At 71.5% G+C, this 20,298-nt stretch carries 22 protein-coding genes; 12 read left to right on the forward strand and 10 right to left on the reverse strand.

Annotated features, from left to right (window positions below; translation table 11 throughout):
• Window positions 1–73: 73 nt before the first annotated feature.
• Window positions 74–1,252, reverse strand: coding sequence for a hypothetical protein (locus ABD52_RS05010; RefSeq protein WP_047890960.1), 1,179 nt, complete (start codon window positions 1,250–1,252; stop codon window positions 74–76).
• A 128-nt stretch (window positions 1,253–1,380) separates the two neighbouring features.
• Here ABD52_RS05010 and ABD52_RS05015 point away from each other — a divergent pair, with 128 nt between their 5' ends.
• The 3 genes from ABD52_RS05015 (at window position 1,381) to ABD52_RS05025 (ending at window position 4,140) form a co-directional block, all read left to right on the forward strand.
• Window positions 1,381–2,964, forward strand: coding sequence for a nucleotidyl transferase AbiEii/AbiGii toxin family protein (locus ABD52_RS05015; RefSeq protein ID WP_047890928.1), 1,584 nt, complete (start codon window positions 1,381–1,383; stop codon window positions 2,962–2,964).
• Between the two features lie 93 nt (window positions 2,965–3,057).
• Window positions 3,058–3,627, forward strand: coding sequence for a hypothetical protein (locus tag ABD52_RS05020; RefSeq protein WP_047890929.1), 570 nt, complete (start codon window positions 3,058–3,060; stop codon window positions 3,625–3,627).
• Between the two features lie 108 nt (window positions 3,628–3,735).
• Window positions 3,736–4,140, forward strand: a complete 405-nt coding sequence (locus tag ABD52_RS05025) for a DoxX family protein (RefSeq protein WP_013285118.1) — start codon at window positions 3,736–3,738, stop codon at window positions 4,138–4,140.
• Window positions 4,141–4,163: 23 nt separating this feature from the next.
• Here ABD52_RS05025 and ABD52_RS05030 read toward each other — a convergent pair whose 3' ends face one another.
• Together ABD52_RS05030 and ABD52_RS05035 are read right to left on the reverse strand one after the other, a co-directional pair.
• Complete coding sequence (locus ABD52_RS05030; RefSeq protein WP_047890930.1) at window positions 4,164–5,288, reverse strand: glycosyl hydrolase 53 family protein; 1,125 nt, start codon at window positions 5,286–5,288, stop codon at window positions 4,164–4,166.
• Window positions 5,289–5,299: 11 nt separating this feature from the next.
• Entirely contained in the window at window positions 5,300–6,475 is a 1,176-nt protein-coding gene (locus ABD52_RS05035; RefSeq protein ID WP_047890931.1) for a cellulose binding domain-containing protein, read from the reverse strand.
• A gap of 210 nt (window positions 6,476–6,685) precedes the next feature.
• On the opposite strand from ABD52_RS05035, the gene ABD52_RS05040 reads away from it, so the two are divergent.
• The 3 genes from ABD52_RS05040 (at window position 6,686) to ABD52_RS05050 (ending at window position 8,667) form a co-directional block, all read left to right on the forward strand.
• Window positions 6,686–6,964, forward strand: coding sequence for an FmdB family zinc ribbon protein (locus tag ABD52_RS05040; RefSeq protein ID WP_013285115.1), 279 nt, complete (start codon window positions 6,686–6,688; stop codon window positions 6,962–6,964).
• Between the two features lie 21 nt (window positions 6,965–6,985).
• A complete protein-coding gene (gene fmdA / locus ABD52_RS05045) occupies window positions 6,986–8,239 on the forward strand; it encodes a formamidase (RefSeq protein ID WP_013285114.1) in 1,254 nt (417 codons plus the stop codon).
• A gap of 98 nt (window positions 8,240–8,337) precedes the next feature.
• Window positions 8,338–8,667 carry a cupin domain-containing protein gene (locus ABD52_RS05050; RefSeq protein ID WP_013285113.1) on the forward strand — a complete coding sequence of 110 codons (330 nt, stop codon included), beginning with the start codon at window positions 8,338–8,340 and terminating at the stop codon, window positions 8,665–8,667.
• Between the two features lie 85 nt (window positions 8,668–8,752).
• On the opposite strand, the gene ABD52_RS05055 is transcribed toward ABD52_RS05050, so the two are convergent.
• Together ABD52_RS05055 and ABD52_RS05060 are read right to left on the reverse strand one after the other, a co-directional pair.
• Window positions 8,753–9,649 (reverse strand): hypothetical protein, encoded by an 897-nt coding sequence (locus ABD52_RS05055; RefSeq protein WP_047890932.1) that lies wholly within the window; start codon window positions 9,647–9,649, stop codon window positions 8,753–8,755.
• Complete coding sequence (locus ABD52_RS05060) at window positions 9,646–10,029, reverse strand: PadR family transcriptional regulator (protein ID WP_047890933.1); 384 nt, start codon at window positions 10,027–10,029, stop codon at window positions 9,646–9,648. Before ABD52_RS05060 ends, ABD52_RS05055 begins: the two co-directional genes overlap by 4 nt.
• 91 nt (window positions 10,030–10,120) lie before the next feature.
• On the opposite strand from ABD52_RS05060, the gene ABD52_RS05065 reads away from it, so the two are divergent.
• Window positions 10,121–11,368, forward strand: a complete 1,248-nt coding sequence (locus ABD52_RS05065; protein WP_047890934.1) for an NAD(P)/FAD-dependent oxidoreductase — start codon at window positions 10,121–10,123, stop codon at window positions 11,366–11,368.
• Between the two features lie 8 nt (window positions 11,369–11,376).
• On the forward strand, window positions 11,377–11,865 hold the full coding sequence (locus ABD52_RS05070) for a MarR family transcriptional regulator (protein ID WP_235437346.1): 489 nt from the start codon (window positions 11,377–11,379) through the stop codon (window positions 11,863–11,865).
• A gap of 17 nt (window positions 11,866–11,882) precedes the next feature.
• Here the strand turns inward: ABD52_RS05070 and mraY are convergent, their stop codons facing one another.
• On the reverse strand, window positions 11,883–12,986 hold the full coding sequence (gene mraY, locus ABD52_RS05075) for a phospho-N-acetylmuramoyl-pentapeptide-transferase (protein ID WP_047890936.1): 1,104 nt from the start codon (window positions 12,984–12,986) through the stop codon (window positions 11,883–11,885).
• 115 nt (window positions 12,987–13,101) lie between these two features.
• On the opposite strand from mraY, the gene ABD52_RS05080 reads away from it, so the two are divergent.
• Genes ABD52_RS05080 through ABD52_RS05090 form a run of 3 tightly spaced genes read left to right on the forward strand, consistent with a single transcriptional unit; the run spans window position 13,102 to window position 14,453 of the window.
• On the forward strand, window positions 13,102–13,311 hold the full coding sequence (locus ABD52_RS05080; protein ID WP_013285106.1) for a hypothetical protein: 210 nt from the start codon (window positions 13,102–13,104) through the stop codon (window positions 13,309–13,311).
• A gap of 13 nt (window positions 13,312–13,324) precedes the next feature.
• Window positions 13,325–13,660, forward strand: a complete 336-nt coding sequence (locus ABD52_RS39695) for a hypothetical protein (RefSeq protein WP_047890937.1) — start codon at window positions 13,325–13,327, stop codon at window positions 13,658–13,660.
• On the forward strand, window positions 13,647–14,453 hold the full coding sequence (locus ABD52_RS05090; protein WP_047890961.1) for a nucleotidyltransferase domain-containing protein: 807 nt from the start codon (window positions 13,647–13,649) through the stop codon (window positions 14,451–14,453). Before ABD52_RS39695 ends, ABD52_RS05090 begins: the two co-directional genes overlap by 14 nt.
• Before the next feature lie 108 nt (window positions 14,454–14,561).
• Here ABD52_RS05090 and ABD52_RS05095 read toward each other — a convergent pair whose 3' ends face one another.
• The gene (locus ABD52_RS05095) at window positions 14,562–15,416 is read right to left on the reverse strand and encodes an aldo/keto reductase (protein ID WP_047890938.1); all 855 of its coding nucleotides are present in this window, start codon (window positions 15,414–15,416) and stop codon (window positions 14,562–14,564) included.
• 96 nt (window positions 15,417–15,512) lie between these two features.
• Here ABD52_RS05095 and ABD52_RS05100 point away from each other — a divergent pair, with 96 nt between their 5' ends.
• The gene (locus ABD52_RS05100; protein ID WP_047890939.1) at window positions 15,513–15,926 is read left to right on the forward strand and encodes a nuclear transport factor 2 family protein; all 414 of its coding nucleotides are present in this window, start codon (window positions 15,513–15,515) and stop codon (window positions 15,924–15,926) included.
• 38 nt (window positions 15,927–15,964) lie between these two features.
• Here the strand turns inward: ABD52_RS05100 and ABD52_RS05105 are convergent, their stop codons facing one another.
• From ABD52_RS05105 to ABD52_RS05115, 3 genes are all read right to left on the reverse strand, one after another.
• Window positions 15,965–16,942, reverse strand: coding sequence for a phosphotransferase family protein (locus tag ABD52_RS05105; protein WP_047890940.1), 978 nt, complete (start codon window positions 16,940–16,942; stop codon window positions 15,965–15,967).
• 93 nt (window positions 16,943–17,035) lie between these two features.
• Entirely contained in the window at window positions 17,036–19,507 is a 2,472-nt protein-coding gene (locus tag ABD52_RS05110; RefSeq protein WP_047890941.1) for an ABC transporter permease, read from the reverse strand.
• Entirely contained in the window at window positions 19,504–20,265 is a 762-nt protein-coding gene (locus ABD52_RS05115) for an ABC transporter ATP-binding protein (RefSeq protein WP_047890942.1), read from the reverse strand. The genes ABD52_RS05110 and ABD52_RS05115 overlap by 4 nt, the downstream gene beginning before the upstream one ends.
• Window positions 20,266–20,298: the final 33 nt, after the last annotated feature.

Genomic DNA, 20,298 nt, shown 5'->3' on the forward strand with positions numbered 1-20,298 from the left:
CGACGTAACGGAAACACCGCAGAAAACGCCCGACCAGATCATGACGGCGACGAGCCACCGGCTCGTCGAGCGGTCAGGCGCCGGCCATCGGTGCCGGCGCGAACATGGGCGGCGCCGGATCGGCTGCCCGGATCGCGGCCACGAGCTGTGCCAGTTGCGGGTAGCCCCCGGCCGCGCGGAGAAGGTGATCCGCCTCGGCGTGGTTCCCGAGATACGACTCGGCGGCCGCACGCAGAAGAAGCGCGACGGCGCAGAGGTCGCGCGGCTCGGCGCCGGGACGGACGTCGAGAAGCAGCGATCGCGCATCCTCGGGCCGCTGGTTGAGCAGGTGAGCCAGGCTCATCACGATCCGGGCGGACAACGCTCGCGGCTGCGTCCGGACGGCGATCCGGGCGAGTTCCGAGATCTCCCGCACCTCCCGGCGTTCCACCGGCGCGCCGGTCACCACCGCGGCGTACAGGTACCACATTCCGAACTGGAGGCTCAGCATCTGGCCGATCGCCGCGGCGGCCGCGGGATCGGTGCCGCCCGCGCGAGCCAGCGCCGCGAGCCGCTCGGCCTCCTCGACCAGATCCGCCGACTGCGTGTGTCCCGCGCTCAATCTCTGCTGGTAGGCAGCGAGGGCCAGGAGCGGATCGCTGCCGTCGCGGGCCTGAATCCCGACCCGGTGGACGTCACCACCCGCTCGGGCGACCGCCCGCAGCGCCCTGACCACCTCCTCCTGGTAGTAGCCGGCCCGCAGCCCTTCGCGAGCGGCTGCCGGAGCCCGGAGCCAGCGGAGCAGGTTGTGGCCGTCGCTGTGGGTCGAACGCCCCGGAACGAGGTTGGTCAGGCCGAGCAGCGCCCCGACGAACGCGGCGCCGAGCAGCGTCAACCGCGTCAACGCCGTACCGGTGGACGCCGACGCGACGACGAGTGCCGTCGCGGCGCACAGGTTGGCCAGCGGGCCACCGAGATAGAACAGCAGCATCCGCAGCGGTAACGCCGTCATCGACGGCGACGGCCGGACCGACACCTCGTTGCGCCAGCCGTTGAAGGGCGCGATACGGACCGCGATGACCGGCAGGCGCAGCAGCTTCGCCACGACGAGATGACCGCACTCGTGCAGGACGAGGTGCAGCCACAACGACACGCAGGTGAGGCCGGCGGCGACGATCGCATCCATCACCGACTCGGTGACGAGCAGCGCGAACGCCGTCGCCTCCACCGCCAGGAGGAGTGACACGGCGACCAGCCGACGGCGGAGCTTCACCAGGAGATGGTACGGCCGGACAGACGGCGGCAGTGGGACACGCGCGCTCACGCCCGGCACAACCACGACCCGACGGTACGGCCGTAGAGCCGCGGCCCGGGCTGGACGGCGTGTCGTAGGCTTCGCCGGTGCTTGAGGTGTCGGGGGACTTCGAAATCCATGTAACGGCCCAGCCGCACGACGCGGAGAGGCTGTTCGCCCTCGCCGCGCGGCGCGGGCTGAAGTTCGTCCACATCGTCCTCGACCAGGGTGCCTACACCTCCCAGCCGATGCTCACGCTGACCGGGCGGGGCACGCACGCCGAGCAGCAGGCCGCGGCAGAGCGCCTGCAGGGCGAGGTGGAGGCGTCCGGGATCCACGTGTGCCGCACGAAGATCGAAGTGGCGCCGTGGGCTGCCGGTGTGCCGAAGTCGGACGAGGAGGCCGCGGCGGAGCCGGCCGCCCGCTACTTCGAGCATCACGTCAAACTGCTGCTGGCCGGGCCGACGGTGGCGCGGACACTGGCGCTCACCAGCCTGGTCGAGCCGCACGGGGCACGGCTGTCCCGCAACGCACGCCGGGTACGCGCCGACGGTGTGCAGGAGCGGTTCGTCACCCAGCGCTGCTACCGTGTCGGGCTCGCCACGGCCGGGCAGCGCCTGGAGGCCCTCGTCGCGGCCGTGTCCGCCGCCGGCTTCGAGATCGCCGCGGTGGAGCAGGAGTACGTGGTGTTCGACAGCGGACCGGTCCGCGACCTCGGCTGGCTGGACCCGCCCGGGAGCCCGGAGAAGACGCGGCCCAGCGACTGGGTGACGGAGCGCGAGAACACCATGCGGTCCGCGCCTGCCCGGTCCCGGGGCTTCCCGCCGACCTACCAGCCGCTGCCCGCCGACGCTCCCGTCCGCCAGCGCGCCGCGTTCGATCCCGCCCTCAAGCAGTACCCGAACGCGTACCGCGCCGGTGAGCCGCACTTCCTCGTGCCCGAGACCGGCCGGCGGTGGAGCGCCGCCCGGCGTACCGCGCTCACCGGCGTGCTTGCGGCGATCGCGGCGGCCCCCGTGGGCCGCCACCTGGTGCTGCGGGGTAGTGCGCTGATGCCGGTCCAGGTCGGCGCCGCCGCACGCGAGCCCGGCGATCTGGACTTCGTCGTCGTCCCGCACACGGTCACCAGCGGCAGCGACGAGGCCCGTACGCTGCTCGACGCCGTCAAGGCCGCCCTCCGGAGCGTGCCGGACGCCGGCCTGCGACCGGACCGGATCAGCGAGGCGGCCATCTGGACGTACGAGCGGGCCGACGGCCGCCGCCTCGTCGTCCCGTTCGGCATCGCCGGAGCGCCGGACGGCCACGTACAGATCGATATCGTCTTCGGCGAGGAGCTGCCGCTCCCGCCGGAGACGGTGATGCTCCCCGGTGTCGCCGTTGCGGTGCTCGCCGCGCCCGCGGCGCTGGCGCTCGCCTGGAAGCTGCTGTGGCTGGCCACCGACGCGTACGCGCAGGGCAAGGACCTGTACGACGCGGTCCTGCTGGCTGAGACCACGAGCGTGGACCGGGATCTCGTCCGCCGCCTGATGCGGCCGGAGCTGGGCGCCGAGGCGGACGGCTTCAGCGCCGAGGACGTGCTGACGTGGAGCATCGACTGGGACAACTTCGTCGACGAGTACCCCGGGATCGAGGGAACCGAAGAGCAGTGGACGAGGCGGCTGGCTTTGGCCCTCGAACGCGCCTGGGGATAGCCGTACCGCGTAGCGGCGCGGACAACCGTCGGCCTGAATTCGAAGAAGGAGGCCCGGCTCGACCAGTTGCCGCCGAATGACACTCTTGCGCCGATGGACGCGTTCATCTCACAGTTGCCGGCGTTGCTCGGCGTCGTTGTCGGTGCCATGGGCACAGGCCTGGTGGCCTTCCTGTCCGCCAGAAGCCAGTGGAGGCGCGGCCAGGCCGTGCGGTGGGACGAACGACGACTGGAGGCATACAGCGAGTTCGCCCAGGTACTGAAGGAGATTCAGGCGATATCGCTGAAGGTGCTGGCTACCGCGGCCGGGGACAAGTACCGCTCGGGACTGAACGAAGCAGAGGCTTTTCCTCGGCTCGCCGAGGCCGACATCAGGCACACCCTCGTCTGGGAGAGCCTCTTGCTGCTCGGGGACGCTTCCACCGTCGTCGCCGCACAGGACTGGCGAGAGGCAGTCTGGCGACTCGAACACCGAGCCCGTGGCGTCGACGAGAACTCCGAGCCGTTACTGGAACTGGTCCAGCAGGCGAACGCGAGTCGGGATCGCTTCTATCATGCCGCTCGGCGCGGCCTCGGCGTAGGCGGCGGATCGGTCGCTCAATCCGACCGCCTACAGCGACGCCTCGCCTCCGAAAACCACGAGCCTCCGTCCCCAATCAGCTGAGCCGGCCAGACCTCGCGATGAGTTCAGTCGCCTCCGCCGGTCTGACCTGGTGCGTCCGATCGATGTCGGATGCGAGTGCACAACTGACCGCCAGGAGGGACGAGAACCATGACCGTCGTCGACACCACTCCCCCGCCCGTCGCGCGCGGGTTGCACCGGACGCTGTGGGCACTGCAAATCGTCCTCGGGGTCTTCCTCATCGTCGCCTCCGCCGGCCCCAAGCTGTTCGGCGAGACGAACGCGGTCCAGACCTTCGAGGACATGGGCGCCGCGCCCTGGTTCCGTTATCTCGTCGGCCTGCTGGAGCTGGCCGGTGGCATCGGGCTGCTCGTGCCTCGGCTGGCCGGCCTGGCCGCCGTCGGGCTCGCGCTGCTCATGGTCGGCGCCGCCGTCACCCAGGCGTTCATCCTGCACGGCGGCGCGCTGGTGCTCACGCCCGTGGTGCTGTTCGCGCTGTTCGTGTTCATCGCGTGGGGCCGCCGCCACTCGATCCGCCGGCTCCTCGAGCGCTGAGCGGGGGTGCGCCGGCCGGCCCGTCAGGGCGTCCAGCGCACCCCCGGGTTCACCCGCCCGGACCAGTCGAAGACGGCCATGTTGTCCCACTGGTTCCCGGTGCCGTTGATGTTCGCCGGATCCCAGCCGTTGCCGCTGACGGCGTACCAGGTCGGTTCCCAGTAGAAGACACCGATCGCGCCGGCGTTGCGGGCGGTGTTCTGGACCCAGTCGAACTCCTGGGCCTGCCCGGCCCAGGTCGCGCCGATACCGTCGCAGGTCGCGTCGCCGATGGCGTTCGGCTCGCCGTCCGCGTTGTCCCGGGTGAAGGGGTACGCGGTCTCCACGATCACCACCGGCTTCCCGTAGCGGTTCCGCAGGTCGACGATGTTGTTGTAGAGGTTCGCCAGGCTGCCGTGCCACATGCAGTAGTACGACAGGGCCGTCATGTCCCACTGCACGCCCTGGGCGCGGATGCCGTCGTAGAACCACCGGGCGTTGGCGTTGCTGTCGGCGTTCGCGGTGTGGATCATCACGGGGATGCCGCCGCCGCAGGCCTTCACCGCGTTGTAGCCCTGCTTCAGCAGGCCGGCCAGCGGGGCGAAGTCGTTGTTGACGACCTTGCCCTCGTTCCACAGCATCCCGACGTTGATCTCGTTGCCGATCTGCACGCTGTCCGGCAGGGTGCCCTGCCCGCGGAGGGCGGCGCAGACGTCGTAGGTGAACGCGTACACGTCGTTGCGCAACTGGCTCAGGCTGTGCCCGGCCCAGGCCGCGGGCTTGTACTGCTTGCCGGGGTCGGCCCAGGTGTCGGAGTAGTGGAAGTCGATCAGCACCTTGAGGCCCTTGGCCTTCGCCACGCGCGCCTGGGCCAGCACCCTGCTCTTGTTGTTGTAGCCGCTGGCCGGGTTGTTCCACACGCGCAGCCGGACGTAGTTGAGGCCGACGGACCTGAGGATGTCCAGCGGGTCGCGCGCCACCCCGCCTGCGTCGTAGTACTTCGCGCCCAGATCCAGGCTGCGCTGCAACGAGGAGACGTCGGCGCCCCGCATGCTGAGCGTGTTCGCGGCGGCGACGGGCGCGGGCGTACCCCCGAATGTGGTGGTGACGGCGAGAGCGACGGCCGTGACGGCCCCGGCGAGGGCGCGGCGGTGGTGGGGTGTGCTCACGAGACTTCCTCTCAGCCGACAGTGCAGGGGGCGCCGTTGAGCGAGAAGCCGGTCGGCGGCGCGTCGCTCGCACTCCACCGCCCCTGGAAGCCGAAGGTCGCGGAGCCGTTCGGCGCGATGACGCGGTTCCAGTCGGCGTTGCGGGCGGTCACGGCGGCGCCGGTCTGGCCGACTGTGGCGTTCCACGCGGTGGTGACGTGCTGGTCCCCCGGGAAGCTGAAGGTGACGATCCAGCCGTCGACCGACGTCGTCCCGGTGTTCTGGACCGTCACCGCGGCCACGAAACCGCCAGGCCACTCGGACTGGTTCCGGTAGGTCACCCGGCAGGTCGAGGGCGGCGGGGGCGGCGGCGTGGACGTCGTCGGCAGTGTGACCGTGTTGGACGCGATCGACACGTTGCCGGCCGCGTCCCGGGCCCGCACGTAGTACAGGTTGCGCAGCGGCGTCGACGGGGGCAGCGGCGCCGTGTACGTGGTGCCCGGCACGGTGGCGACTCGGGTCGAGGTGAACCAGCCGTCGAACCGGTAGACGTCGTACCCGAGCACGCCGGCGTCGTCGGTCGACGGCGACCAGGACAGCGTGGCGGTCGAGGCGGTCACCTCGCCGACTGTGAGGTTCTGCGGCGCGCTCGGCGGGGTGGTGTCCGGGCCGGTGTCGGTCACCGGGGTGACCACCGTCAGCGCGTCGGTGGACGGCGATCGGCGCCCGGACCCGTCCCGGGCCGACACCCGGAACGAGTACTGCCGGCCCGGCTGGATGTAGCCGGTGATCGTGGTGGAGGTGACGTCGCCGAGGCTGATGCCGTAGACCACGTCGTCGAACGCCTGGTAGTAGGTGACGTCGTACCCGGCGACGGGGCAGCAGCCGGGCCTGGCGGCCGTCCAGGTGAGGGTGACCGACGTGGTCCGTACCTGGGTGGCGGTCAGGTTCGTGGGCGCGCTCGGCGGGAACGGCGTGGTGCTGGGCGTGCTGGGCGTCGAGGTGGGCGGCGCCGCCGTCCCGGTCGGCTCCGCGGCGGGCACCGCTGCGCCGCCGGGCGCCGGGGCGACAGCGGGGTACGCGGTGCCGGCGTCCGCCGACGGCGCGACGGCCAGAGCGGCACCGAGCAAGGCCGTGGACAGCACGACCGCGGCCGTCAGACCCGGCCGCAGACGGCGGAACAGCGAGGACGAGAAGACGGCAGCCATAGGTCGACAATGCCCGCCATACATCGATGATCGCCAACGTGTCCCACACCTCGGCCGGTGCCACGGCCCCGCAACCCGCCGCGAGGCGCGACCTCCGCCTCATTCGTCGTTTTGCGCCGCTTATGTCAGCAATCGGTCACAATCGGATAGACAGGGTGAGCCGCTGCGGAACGGCCACCACACGCACGAAAGGCTGGACGGGAAGCGGCGATGGCCACCTTCGAGTACCGCTGCGCGCAGGACGGCAGCTTCGATGTCGCGATGCCGGTCGGCACCGCGGGCCCGTCGACGAACTGCCCCCGATGCGGGTTCCCGGCGACACGCGTGTTCTCCGCGCCCCGGCTCACCCGCATACCGGCGGCGCTGCGCGAGGCCGTGGACCGGACCGAGCGCAGCGCGGAACAGCCGGAGGTGGTCGGGCGGGTGCCCGGCCGTCGCCCGGCGCGTCACTCGACGAACCCGGCCCACGCCCGCCTGCCCCGATGGTGACCACGAGAAGGGCTCGACACCGTGCCTGAACTGCTGTTCCCCCTCGACTCCACGAAGAGGTTCACCGACCAGGAGAAGGTCGGGCACAACCGCTGGCATCCCGACGTCCCGCCCGTGGCGACGGTACGGCCCGGACAGTCGTTCCGTGTCCACTGCCGCGAGTGGTTCGACGGCGCGATCCACAACGACGACTCCGCCGAGGACATCCGGGACGCTCCGCTGACCCGGGTCCACGCTCTCAGCGGCCCGTTCGCAGTCGAGGGCGCCGAGCCGGGCGACCTGCTCATGGTCGACATCCTCGACATGGGCCCCATCCCGCAGGAGTCCGGTCCGCTGGCCGGCCAGGGCTGGGGTTACACGGGCATCTTCCCCACCGGCAACGGTGGCGGCTTCCTGACCGAGCAATTCCCCGACGCCTACAAGGCGGTCTGGGACTTCACCGGCCACAAGGCCACCTCACGGCACATCCCCGGGGTCTCGTTCACCGGGATCTCCCACCCGGGGCTGATGGGCACCGCCCCGTCCGCGTCGCTGCTGGCGACCTGGAACCAGCGGGAGGGGGCGCTGATCGCCACCGCGCCCGACCGGGTGCCGCCCCTGGCCCTGCCCCCCGAGCCGCAGGACGCGATCCTCGGCAGCCTCACCGGCGCCGACTTCGACCGGGTCGCTGCGGAGGCGGCGCGGACCGCTCCGCCCCGGGAGAACGGCGGGAACCAGGACATCAAGAACTTCACCGTCGGCAGCCGGGTCTTCTACCCGGTGTACGTGACGGGAGCCAACCTGTCCCTCGGCGACCTGCACTTCTCGCAGGGCGACGGGGAGATCACCTTCTGCGGCGCCATCGAGATGGGCGGCTTCGTCGACCTGCACGTAGACCTGATCAAGAACGGCATGCAGACGTACGGCGTCGCCGAGAACACGATCTTCATTCCGGGCGACACCCCGCCGCAGTTCTCCCAGTGGCTGGCCTTCTCCGGGCTCTCGGTCACCCTCGACGGCGAACAGCGGTACCTCGACTCGCAGCTCGCCTACCAGCGCGCCTGCCTGCACGCCATCGACTACCTGACCCGCTTCGGCTACCAGCCGGAACAGGCATACCTGCTGCTCGGTGCCGCACCCATCGAGGGCCGGCTCTCCGGCGTGGTGGACATCCCCAACTCCTGCGCGACCGTCTACCTGCCCACCGAGATCTTCGACTTCGACATCCGCCCCTCGGCTTCCGGTCCGACCCGGATCGATCCGGGCAAGGGCGCCCCGAAGGCCACCATGCCGTAGGCAGGTGCCCCCGAGGGCCGGCGGTTCGGCGACGGGCGGCCGCGCTACGGTTCCCGGACGAGGATCGCGCCCGGCGCGACGAGGAGATGGGACACCTCATGCAGAAGTCATCCCTGACCGCACTGGCCCGCGAGCAGCTGAAGCTCGCGCACGGCTCCTCCAGCGGCCGCAGCAGCTCCACCGTCTACGGCGGTCACGAGCACAGGCTCCGACAGACGCTGATCGCGCTGACCGCCGGGCAGATGCTCAGCGAGCACGAGAATCCCGGCGAGGCCACCGTCCACGTCCTGCACGGCCGGGTCCGGCTCGGCGCCGGCGAGACGTCCTGGGACGGCGCACCCGGCGATCTGCTGATCGTGCCGGACCGCCGGCACACGCTGGAGGCGCTCGAAGACTCAGCGGTGCTGCTCACCGTCGCCAAGCGCTGACGACCGCACGCGTCCTCATCGGGCTTCGATGACGGAGTGGCCCCTGCCGGGCGGTCCGGCCGGGGCCGGGCCGCCCGTCCGCCGGTCAGGCGCGGGTGCGCTGCCGCAACCGGGTCGAGACGATCGCGCCGACTGCCATGAGGACCGCAACGGTCAGGGACGGCAGGGCGTCCGGCCGGCGCAGCAGTTCTTCCGTCAACCCGGCGTTGTCCAGCTGGTGGAGCGTGCCCAGCAGGAGGGTCGGGACGACCGCGATCAGCAGTCGCTGGTCGGCGGTCGCCACCCACAGGAAGGCGGCCACCCCGGCGATCACCATGGCGGCGGCGACGATCCGCGGGACCGCGTCGACCATGCGGAGGCCACCCGCGGGGATCAGATGCAGGGCGAGGATTCCGGCGGTGACCAGGACGGCATTGGCGCGAGGTGCCGGCGGCACGTCCGCCGGCCGCCGCAGGCCCAGCACGATCAGCGGCGTGGCGACAACCGGCGCCCACCACTGCGGCAGGCCGTTGAGGAACAGGTACGGGGAGATCAGGCTCGGCACCACCGCCCCGGCAACAGCCAGGACGGCGGCGGTGCGGGCACGGCCGGCGACGAGCGCCACCAGCGCCGCGATCAGCACGGCCTCGTGGACGCCCTGATTGCGCAGGACGGTCACCGGGTCCGAGAGTCCGCCGTACCGGAACGCCTCGACGATGTCGTCCAGGCCGATGAGGACACCCAGCGCCAGCACCGCCAGGGCGCCGAGGTGGATGCCCTGCCAGAACAGCACGGCAGTGGGACGGGCCGCGGCGCTGCCGCCGTACACCCGCAGGCCGCCCCGGAGGAGCGAGACCGCCTCCCGGGCGCTGGGCCAGCGACGGGTGGTGGGTTCGTCCCCGATCAACGTGTCGATCAGTTCGTCGGCGCGTTCCCGGCGGTAGCCGGCCGGGTAGGCCCGCAGCAGCATGCGGTAACGCCTCTCCAGGACATCGGAACTCATGCTGGTCTGATCCTCACGGTAGAAGGTTGACGGGCACTTGCCTGCGATGCGACCCGGCGCGGCAGGCGGTCCGTGACCACCCGGGCGGCCTGGGCGAGCCGGTCGGCCTCCTCGGTGAGTACGCGGCAGCCCTCGTCGGTGAGCCGGTAGTAGCGACGGGCACGCCCGTTGACGATCTCCTCACCGTCGGCGGCGACGAGTTCCTCGCCGAGCAGCCGGTCGATCACCGAGTACAGCGATCCGGCAGCGAGGGTCACCCGCCCGTCGGACAGCTCGGTCACCCTCTTGATCACGGCGTAACCGTGGAGCGGCCCACTGAGCAGGGCAGCGAGGACGAAGTACGACGGTTCCCGTAGCGCGGGACGCGAAGCAGATCCCATGAGCCGAATATACAACCAACTTGAGTATCCGTCCAAGGTGACTGTTCACAGTGGCCATTGCTCAAATCATCTTAATGATTAAGGTAATCGGATGAGTGCATCGACCGACTTCTCAGTGGCGATCGCCGGCGCCGGCCTCTCCGGCCTCTGCCTGGCCCAGTACCTGACGCGCGCCGGCATCGACGTGCACGTCTACGAGCGGGATCCCGGCCCCTTCGTCCGGCGGCAGGGCTACCGGATCATCCTCGACCGGTACGGGCTGGCGGCGCTGCGCGAGAGCCTGCCCCGCCCGCTGTACCGCCTGGCGCTGGCCACCGGCGACGAGCCCGGCGGGCACCTGCGCTTCACCGACAGACGGCTGCGGGACGCCTTCACGATCACCTTCAAGGACGACCCGCACGAGACCCGCCAGGTGGACCGGCTGACCCTGCGGTCGATCCTGCAGTCCGGGCTGGACGGGCGCATCCACTACGGCAGGGCCGCCGTCGCGGTGGACAACGGCGGTCCGGCCGGGCTGCGGCTGCGGTTCTCCGACGGCAGCGCCGCCGCGGCGACAGTCGTGGTGGGCGCGGAGGGCGTCGGCTCGGCGCTGCGCGCACAGCTCATGCCGGACGCCGACCCGGCGGACACTCCGATGGCCGGCATCTACGGCCGGTCGCCGTTGTGGCGCGACGGCGCAAGCGTCATCCCGGACGCGCTGCGCACCAGCGGAGTCCTGTCCATCGCCGACCGGCCCGGCAGCGCCTTCTTCTTCACCTCCATGCGGTTCGGCGAGAGCCCGCGGGAGGCGTTCTCGCGCCTGGCTCCGGGCAGCTACGCCCCCACCGGCGACGACTACGTCATGTGGGCACTGCTGCTCCGGCGGGACGAGCTGCCTCAAGGCGTCCGCGGGGACCTGCGGGCGCTGTGGCACGTGGCGGCCCGGATGAGCATCGACTTCCACCCGCTCGTCCGACGGCTGGTCGACACGGCGGAACTGGACGCCACTGTGCTCAACCTGTTCGCCACCGGCCGGCGCCCGCTCCGGTGGGCGGTGCCCCGGGCGACGATGATGGGCGATGCCGTACACGTCATGCCGCCGTTCGGCGCTCATGGCGGCAACACCGCGCTGCGCGACGCCGCACTGCTCGGCCACCGGCTGGTCGAGGCCCGGCGGAACGGCACATCCGTGGAGGAGGCGATCGCCGGATACCAGGACGAGATGGTGCCGTACGCCTTCCACGCCGTCGACAACGCCGCGAGGCTGATGCACCGCCTCACCGGTGGCGCCGCCGCACCGCACTGGGTGCTCACCCGCGTGCTACCTCGGCTGCACCGGGTCACAGTGCCGGAGGCATGATTGCCCGCGTGTCCCACGATTCGGCCCGCGCCTCCGCGATCGCCGACCTCATGCGCGCCGGGCGGGAGACGTCGCGGCTGTCCATGGTGTTCCGGTACGCCATCGCGGAGCGGCTGGGCCTCGCCGTGAGCGACCTGGAGTGCCTCGACTACCTGGCGGACATCGGCTCCGCCACCGCGGGGCAGATCGCCGAGCGGACCAACCTCACCACCGGTGCGGTCACCAGCATGCTCCGCCGGCTCCAGCAGGCCGGCTACGTGACGACCGAGCGCGACCCGGCAGACCGGCGGCGGGTCGTCGTCACCATGCGGCCGGAGCGGATCGCCGACCTGGAGCGGCCGTACGAGCGTTTCGCCGAGCGGGCGGAACGGCTCGTCGAGGGCTACAGCGCCGAGGAGGTCAGGCTGCTGGTCCGGCACCACGACCGCCTCCAGGCGATGTACCTCGCCGAGTTGGACCACCTCCGCGACGGCGACACCGCCCAGCGGTCCACCTGAACCGGCGTCTCCTGTCGCTATCCCACGGCCGCCAGGAAGTCCGAGTAGAACAGGCCCAGGCCGGCCGCGACGCAGACACCGGCCACGATCCAGAAGCGGACCACGATGGTGGACTCGCTCCAGCCGGCCAGCTCGAAGTGGTGGTGCAACGGCACCATCCGGAAGACCCGCTTGCCGGTGGTCCGGAACGAGACGATCTGGATCACCCAGGTCGTGGTGATGATGACGAAGAGCCCACCGATCAGGATCGAGAGCAGCGTCGTACGGGTCACCACCGCGAGCCCGCCGATCAGGCCGCCCAGCCCGAGCGCGCCCACGTCACCCATGAAGATCCGCGCCGGGGACGTGTTCCACCACAGGAAGCCCACACAGGCACCGGCCGCGGCTGCCGCGATCATGGCGATCTCCAGCGGATCGCGGACCTGGTAGCAGTACTCGTTCACGCGGGCGTACCCGTCGTCGGCGCACCAGTGCCGGTACTGCCAGAAGCCGATCAGCGAGTACGCGCCGAGCACCAGGATCGACGCGCCGGTGGCCAGGCCGTCGAGGCCGTCGGTGAGGTTCACACCGTTGGACATCGCCGTGATCACGAAGATGAAGACCATGACCGCGCCGACCTTGCCGACGTCCAGCCAACTGATGTCGCGGATGAGCGAGATGTGCTCGCTGGCCACGGTCTGGCCGTTGGTGCTGGGCACGTACAGCGCGGCCACGCCGAACCCGCCGCCGACGAGCGCCTGGCCGAGCAGCTTGCCCTTGGCGGACAGCCCGTCGGAGTTGCGCCGGCGCACCTTGAGGAAGTCGTCGAAGAATCCGACCGCGCCGCAGAAGACGAACAACCCGAGCAGCACCAGGGCCGTCATGGTGGGCCCCTCCTGCGCGATCTGCCGTTCGGGCAGGGTGGTCAGGGCGAGATGCCCGGCGACGTACGCGAGGACCGTGGCCACGATGAAGACGACGCCGCCCATCGTGGGCGTACCCTTCTTTCCCTCGTTGCTGGCGAGCCCGATCGACCGGATCGGCTGACCGGCCTTCAGCGCGCTGAAGACGCGAATCGCCACCGGCGTGCCGAACAGGGAGATCACGAACGCGACAGCGGCCGCGACGATGACCGCCCTCACGGACGGCCCACAAAGTCATCGATCACGACACGTGAGCTTGCCATCCGGAGGCGGACGGAGCAGCCCCTGAGCTGCACCACGCCGAAGCTGGCCCGCACGCCGTAGCGTCGACGGCATGAGAACGATTGTGGTGTCGCTCGCGGTGGCCGCGGTGGTGTTGCTCGCGCTCGTCGTCTTCGTCGCCCGGCGCGACCGGTCGAGGCGCCCGTCAGACGAGGACTCGGCTGCGGTCCGCCGGGCCGCCGCCGACCAGCACCGGCACGACGCGCAGCGGCAGGCCACATCGGGTCTCGCGGAGCGGCACCGCAACCCGCCGAGCACGTAGGCGCGACCGGCGCATGCGGTTGCGCGTACAGCCGCTGCTTCTGCCCGCCGGAGAGCTGCCGGAGCTGCGCGCCGAGCAGCTCCCGCAGCTTCCCGTTGTCGTGTTGCGGGTCGATGCCGACGATCTCGACCTGCTCGACGGCGAAGCTGACGCCGTCCACAGCGGTGTGCTCGCCGTAGCGCTTGACGAGGCTGGCCACCTCGATGACTGCCATGGCAGAAGCGTGCCGTCCGAGGTGGTTGATGCCGGGGTCAGCCGAGCCTCGGCGTACTGCCGGCGTGGACGGGTCGACTTACTCGATGGCGGCCAGGCGGGCCGCGGCGCAGGATCACCTGGTGGTCCCACCTGACATGGTTCTCTCCGATCTCCGCGAGGCGTGGCGCCGGGCGCTGGCCGGCAGGCTCCTGGGCCTGTACCTGCACGGCTCGCTGGTGGCAGGCGACTTCGCCGTGAACCGCAGCGACCTCGACCTGCTCGCGGTGCTCACCGACGATCCGGACGAGAAGCTCCTCGACGTACTCGCCGAACTGCATTCCGACCTCGACCGGCGGCACCCGCAGTGGGCCGGCCGGATCGAGGTGGAGTACGTGTCACTGGACGCGGTGCGCGCCGATCCCGGCCGGGATCACGTGATCGCCCGGATCAGTCCCGGCGAGTCGTTGCACCTGCTGCCCGCCACCACCCACCGCGTCGTGACCTGGTCCGCCGTGCACGACCACGGCCGTACGCTGCTGGGACCGCCGGCCGGTGAGCTGCTCCCCGCCGCCGACCCCGGCCTGGTCAGCGCGGCTCTGCTGGACCACGTCCGCGACTGGCCGGCCTGGGTGCTCGAGATGACCCCACCTGGAGCCCAGTCGTACGCGGTGCTCACGCTCTGCCGGGCGTTCCAGCGCCTGCGCCATGGCCGGCAACTGTCCAAGCGGCAGGCCGCCGAGCAGACCATCACCGCCTGCCCTCGATGGGTAGACCTCATCGCCTGGGCGCGCGGCTGGTGGTACGACTCCGGCCAGGACACCGATCCCGGCCGGTTCGACGAGGTCCGGGCATTCGTGACCGAACTCAGCGCCGCCATCCTGGCCCCGACCGATGGTGGGCAGTGGCGCGAGCTGGACTGCGGCGCCGCGACGAAGCAGGCGAGCTAGACGGCCTCCACGGCGATCAGGGCCATCCCGGCCAGGAACGCCGACGTAACCGCTGCCGGCAAAGGTGAGACCTTCCGTCGAGGGTCGTGGACTCGTGGCAGGGCGCCGCTAGTCGAGCCGGGCCAGTTCCTCGGGGGACAGGCGCAGCGCCCCGGCGGCCAGGTTCTCGACCAGATGGTCGGGATCGCCCGTACCGGGGATGGCCAGCATGTGCGGCCCGCGGCTGAGGGTCCACGCGATGCGCACCTGCGCCGGCGTCGCCCCGTGCGCCCGGGCGACGGCCGCCACCGCCTCGTTGCCGGCCACGCCACCTGCCTCACGTCCGTCGCCGGCGATCGCGAAGAACGGCACGAAGGCGACGCCCTGCTCCCCGCAGGTGCGCACGAGCTGGTCGTGCACACGTCGGGTGTCGACGCCGTACGGGTTCTGCACGCAGACCACCGGGGCGATCGCCTGTGCCTGCGCGAGGTGCTGCGGACGGATGTTCGACAGGCCGAGATGCCGGATGAGCCCGGCGTCCCGCAGGTCGGCCAGCGCGCCGAAGTGCTCCGCGACCGACTCCAGCCCGTTCTGGCGCAGGTTGACGACATCCAGGTGGTCACGGCCCAGCTGGCGCAGGTTCTCCTCGACCTGTCCGCGCAGTTGGTCGGGCCGGGCCAGCGGCAGCCACTCGCCGGAGGGGTCGCGGCCCGGCCCGACCTTCGTGGTGATGACCAGTTCGTCGGCGTACGGCGAGAGCGCCGTGTTGATCAGCTCGTTGGCCGACCGCAGTGGCGAGAAGTAGAACGCCGCCGTGTCGATGTGGTTGACGCCGAGCTCGACCGCCCGGCGCAGCACGCCGATGACGCGTTCGCGGTCGCTCGCCACACCGCGGTTGCCGGTCAGGCGCATCGCGCCGAATCCGATCCGGTTGACGGTCAGGTCGCCGAGCGTCCAGGTGCCTGCGGACGCCGCAGTAATCATGTTGGGCACCGGGCGAACCTAGCCATCCCCGCTGACCTGCACAGGCGGTCATCCGCCCGATACCGGTTCCCGGAGATCGCTGTTAGGTTATCTACAGTGAACGACGATGATTTTCCCACGGGGAACGGCGGCGCGGATCTCGCCGGGGTCGAGGGCTTACGCGCCGCTGAACGGCGTCTTCAACGTGCCCAGCTGTCCTCCGACGTCGCGGAGTTGGATCGGCTGATCGACGACCGCCTCGTGTTCACCGGGCCTGACGGCCGTCTCTACTCCAAGCAGGACGACCTGCACGCGCACCGATCCGGCCAGCAGACGATGACCCGGGTCGACGAGGAGGACCTGGCCGTGCTCGCCGTCGGCGGCACCGGGGTGACGTGGTTCCTCGGCACGCTGGAAGGCACCCTTGCCGGCGAGCCGTTCGTCGCCCGGGTCCGCTACACGCGCACATGGATCCTCGACGAGGACGAGGGGTGGCGCCTGCTCGCGGCACACGTCGGTCCGGCCGACTGAGACACCCTCGCGCACGGTCCCGTGGTGCCGGGCTGCCGTCAGATCGCGGCGAGCGCCTTGGTGCTGTTCCACTCGGCCAGGTCCAGCATCCACTTCCGATCCGGAAAGTCGGTGTCCGCGATCCGCAGTGGCCCTTCGATCAAGGACAACGTCTGCGCGTATCGGTAGAGCGCCAGCCGGTGGGGGTCGAGAGCGACCGGGCGCAGCGCCGGGTATGTCTCGCCGAAACGCATTTGCAGCCAGGCGTGGTCCCATTCGACGTCGAAGTACGTCAGCCCCTCAAAATCGATCATGACGGCCTCACCGGCCGGTGTGACGAGCACGTGATCCGGGCCGAGTTCACCGTGCACCAGCCCGTACTCCTCGCGTGGGGTGACCGCGCTCCTGAGGTGGCGTACGTGGGCGGCGACCCGGTGGTGGGCATCGGCCAGCCGGGCGTCGCGGGCCGCTGCCGCGTCGAGGTGGCCGAGCGCGCGGCCGACGATCACGTCCTCGGTGCGTCGCGTCTGTGACGCCTCACCTCGGGCGATGGCCGCGACCTTTCCGTAGTGCGGCCCGAAGGCCGTGTGCATGCGGCGCAGGGCGTCACCGAGCGCGGACAGCGGCGTGACGGCAGCGGCCGGATCGTGTTCCACCAACGCCTCCAGCCGCAGCGCGCCCGCGTCCTCGACAAGCGCGATGTCGGCGTCGAGGTGACTGCCGTCCCGGTCGATCATCAACAGATGCGGGACACGCACTCCTTCCCCGGTGGGCGCCGCGTGGGCGGCGGCGAAGAGATCCGCACCCGACGCATCAGTGAACGGGTCGTCCGGGACCGCCGGTGACGGCGGCCAGTAGTTCTCGCCCGCGGCCCACACGTACAGCATCACGGTTGTCCGGTCGTCCAGCCGAAGCCGGTAGACGCCCTTCTTGGTGCCGCCCGTCAGCCGGTCCAGGGCAGCGAGCCGCCGGTCCGAGCCGAACTGGTCCGACACCAGGTCGTGCAGGTCATCCGGTTGCAGGAATGTCCGCGTCATGGCCGCCTCTCGTCGGACCGAAGCGGCCAGGCTGCCAGGCCGGGCACCGGCGCACAACCGGGTTGACGCACCGGACCCGCCCCGCCGCCGGTCCTACTCCTTCAGGCCGATGTTGTCGATCGGCGGAGCGCTGAGCAGCCGCCGGACGGGCCACACCGTGCTCACCAACGCCAGCAGTGCCGTACCGCCGAGCACCGCCGCCCACCCGAGCGGCGGCACGTACGGGATCGGGCTGCCGGTCAGTCCGTTGACGATCGCGCTCAGCGTCAGCACCGCGATCGTCGCGCCGATCAGCACCGCCGTGCCGAGCAACCCGGCCTGTTCGGCCCGGACCATCCCGCGGATCTGACGGCGGGTGACCCCGACCAGTTGCAGCAGCGCCAGCTCGCGGCGGCGGGCCAGCGCCGCCATCACCATCGTGGTGGCCGCCGCCAGCGCCGCGTACCCGACCATCACGCCGATCAGCAGCCGGTTCAGCCAGGCGCCGAGCGCCAGATCGGTGCCGAGCAGGCGCGTACGGGTGGCGGCGTCGAGAACCTCGGCGCCGGGCCGCGCCGCCGCCCACGCAGCCAACGCGGTGCCGGCGTCCGGGCCGCCGCGGACCAGGACCTCGTCGACTGTGTTCCCCGCCGTGTGCCCGGCAACCGTCCCGGCAGCCAGGGTGACGTCGCCGAAGCCGAGGCCACGGTCGTAGATCGCGACGACGTCCAACGTGACAGGGGTGCCGTCGCCCAGCCAGAGTTCCGCCTTGTCGCCGACGTCCCAGCCGGACGAGGACGCCTGCGTCGTGGACAGGGCGACGGTGCCGGCGCGCAGGTCTGCCAGGGTGCCCTTGCGCACGGCGAGGTCCATCGTCGACGTGACGCCCGCCGGGTCGACGGACTGCGCGCCGACCGGCTCGATGCCGCCGAGCGCCCGCACCACGACCTGGGTGCGGCGTACCCCGGTGGCCGCCTGCACCCCGTCCAGCTCGCGGATCTCCCCCGCCGCGTCCGCGGGCAGTCCACCCGGAGCGACGAGCACCCGCTCGGCGAGTGTTCCCGCGCTGCTCTGCGTGGTGGTCTGCCGTTCCAGGTTGTTCTGCAGGAACCAGACCGAGCCGCCGAACCCGACGGACAGCACGAGGGCGGTCAGGACCGTCGCCATGCCCTGCGCGTTGGCCCGCAGGTTGGCCGCGGCCAGGTATCCGCCGGCCCGCCAGATCCGCGGCAGCACCGGGGTGAGCAGGCGTGCCGCGTACGCGTTGATCATCGGTGCGAGCAGCGCCACCGCGATGACGAACAGGTAGAGCATGCCGACCGCGCCGGCCAGCGCCCCGGCCGACCCGGCGGCGCCGAGCGTGAACGCTCCGGAGCTGCCGGCCGCCATCAGCGTCAGCACGCCGGCGATCAGCCGTACCGGGCCGCTGCGCCGGGGTTCGACAGCGATCTCGCCGAGCGCCTCGATCGGTTTGATGGCGGTGACCCGGCGTGCGGCGATCAGCGCGGCGACCACCGCCACGAGGACCGCCGTACCGATGGCGGCGGGCACCGCGAACAGACCGCCCACCATCGGGAAGCCGGCCGGCACGAACCCCCGCCCGACCAGTTCGCCGTGCACCCAGCGGGCCGCCAGCAGGCCGGCCGGGCCGCCGATCGCGGAGCCGGCCAGGGCGAGCAGCGTGGCCTCGGCGACCAGCATGCGGCGCACCTGCCCAGGCGTGGCGGCGACCGCGCGCAGCAACGCCAGGTCACGCCGACGGTGCCGGACGGACAGCCCGATGGTGCCGGCCACCACGAACACGATCAGCAGGACGACGTACCCCCCGAAGGCCGACCCGGCCTCGACCGGCAACCTCTGTGCGGCCTGGTTCTCCGGCTGCTCGGCCTTCCCGCGGTCCTTTCCGGCGTACGCCGTGGCACCGGCCGCCGACGCGATCTCCCGCACCGCGCCGAGGTCGGCGCCGGGCGCCGTCCGTACGCCGATCGCGTCCACCCGGCCCGGGTACGCGGACAAGCGGGCGGCCTGCGCGTCGGTGAAGAACACCGCCGCCGAACCGGTCTCGGCGGTTCCGCTCACCCGGTACGACCGGCTGATCCCGCCGACGACCAGCGCGATGCGGTCGCCGGGCGTCACGCCGAGCCGGGTGTCGGCCACCACCTCGTCGTCGTTCCGGGGCGCGGCACCGGCGGCGAGGGAACGGCCGGTGAAGGCGTAGGTGCCCCAGCCGTGTCCTACCGCCGCGGGTGAGCCGATCAGCACCGCGTGGTCGCCGGTGACTGCCGTGACGCCCGGCACCCGGCTGATCCGGTCCACGAGGTCGGCGTCCACGGTGCCGCCCTCGGGCAGCGTCACGGTGCTCGTGGTGGTGTCACCGTCGAACTCGCGGAACGTGTGGCTGATCGTGCGGTTGGCGACGACCACGTCGGCGCTCGCCCAGAGCCGCGGCTCCGGGCGGAACCGCAGCCCTGACTCGACGAGCGTGCCCATCGCCACCAGGATCAGCACGCCGGCGATCAGGGCCAGCAGGGTCGCGGCGGCGGGGCCGGTGCGGTGCCGCAGCAGGCGGGCGGCGAGGCCGGTCATCGGAGGACCCGCCCGTCCAGCGAGGCCAGGTGCTCGGCGATACGGACGGCTCCGAGCTGCGGGAGGTCGGCGACCATCGCACCGTCGGCCAGCACGAGCACCCGATCCGCGTACGACGCGGCGATCGGGTCGTGAGTCACCGTCACCACCGTCTGCCCGTGCTCGTCCACGACCGCGCGCAACAGCGTCAGCACCTCCGCCGCGGTCCGCGAGTCGAGGGCGCCGGTGGGCTCGTCCGAGAAGATCACCTCGGGGCGGGTGGCCAGCGCACGGGCGATCGCCACCCGCTGCTGCTGGCCGCCGGACAGCGCCGCCGGCCGGTGGTGCAGCCGGTCGGCGAGGCCGACCCGCTCGACCACGTGGGTCAGCCAGGTCCGGTCCGGGCGGACGCCGGCCAGACGCAGGGGCAGCACGATGTTCTCCTCGACGGTGAGCGCGCCGATCAGGTTGAACGCCTGGAAGACGAACCCGATCCGGGTACGACGCAGCTCGGTCAGGCGCGTCTCGGACAGCCCGGACAGGTCGGTGCCGCCGAGGATCACCCGACCGCTCGTGGGGCGGTCAAGCCCGGCCGCGATCTGCAACAGCGTGCTCTTGCCGGAGCCCGAGGGGCCCATCACCGCGGTGAAGGTCCCCCGGCCGAAGCCGACATCGACGCCCGCGAGCGCGGTCACCTGGTTGCGGCCGGTGCCGTACACGCGGGTGAGTTGTTCGACACGTACCGCCGGTTCGACGGTGCGTCCCGGATGGTCCGGCATTCTGGTGGCCTCTCTCCGTGTCATCGGCAGGAA

The organism is Micromonospora sp. RV43 (assembly GCF_001029515.1).
GTDB classification, from domain to species: Bacteria; Actinomycetota; Actinomycetes; order Mycobacteriales; family Micromonosporaceae; genus Micromonospora; species Micromonospora aurantiaca.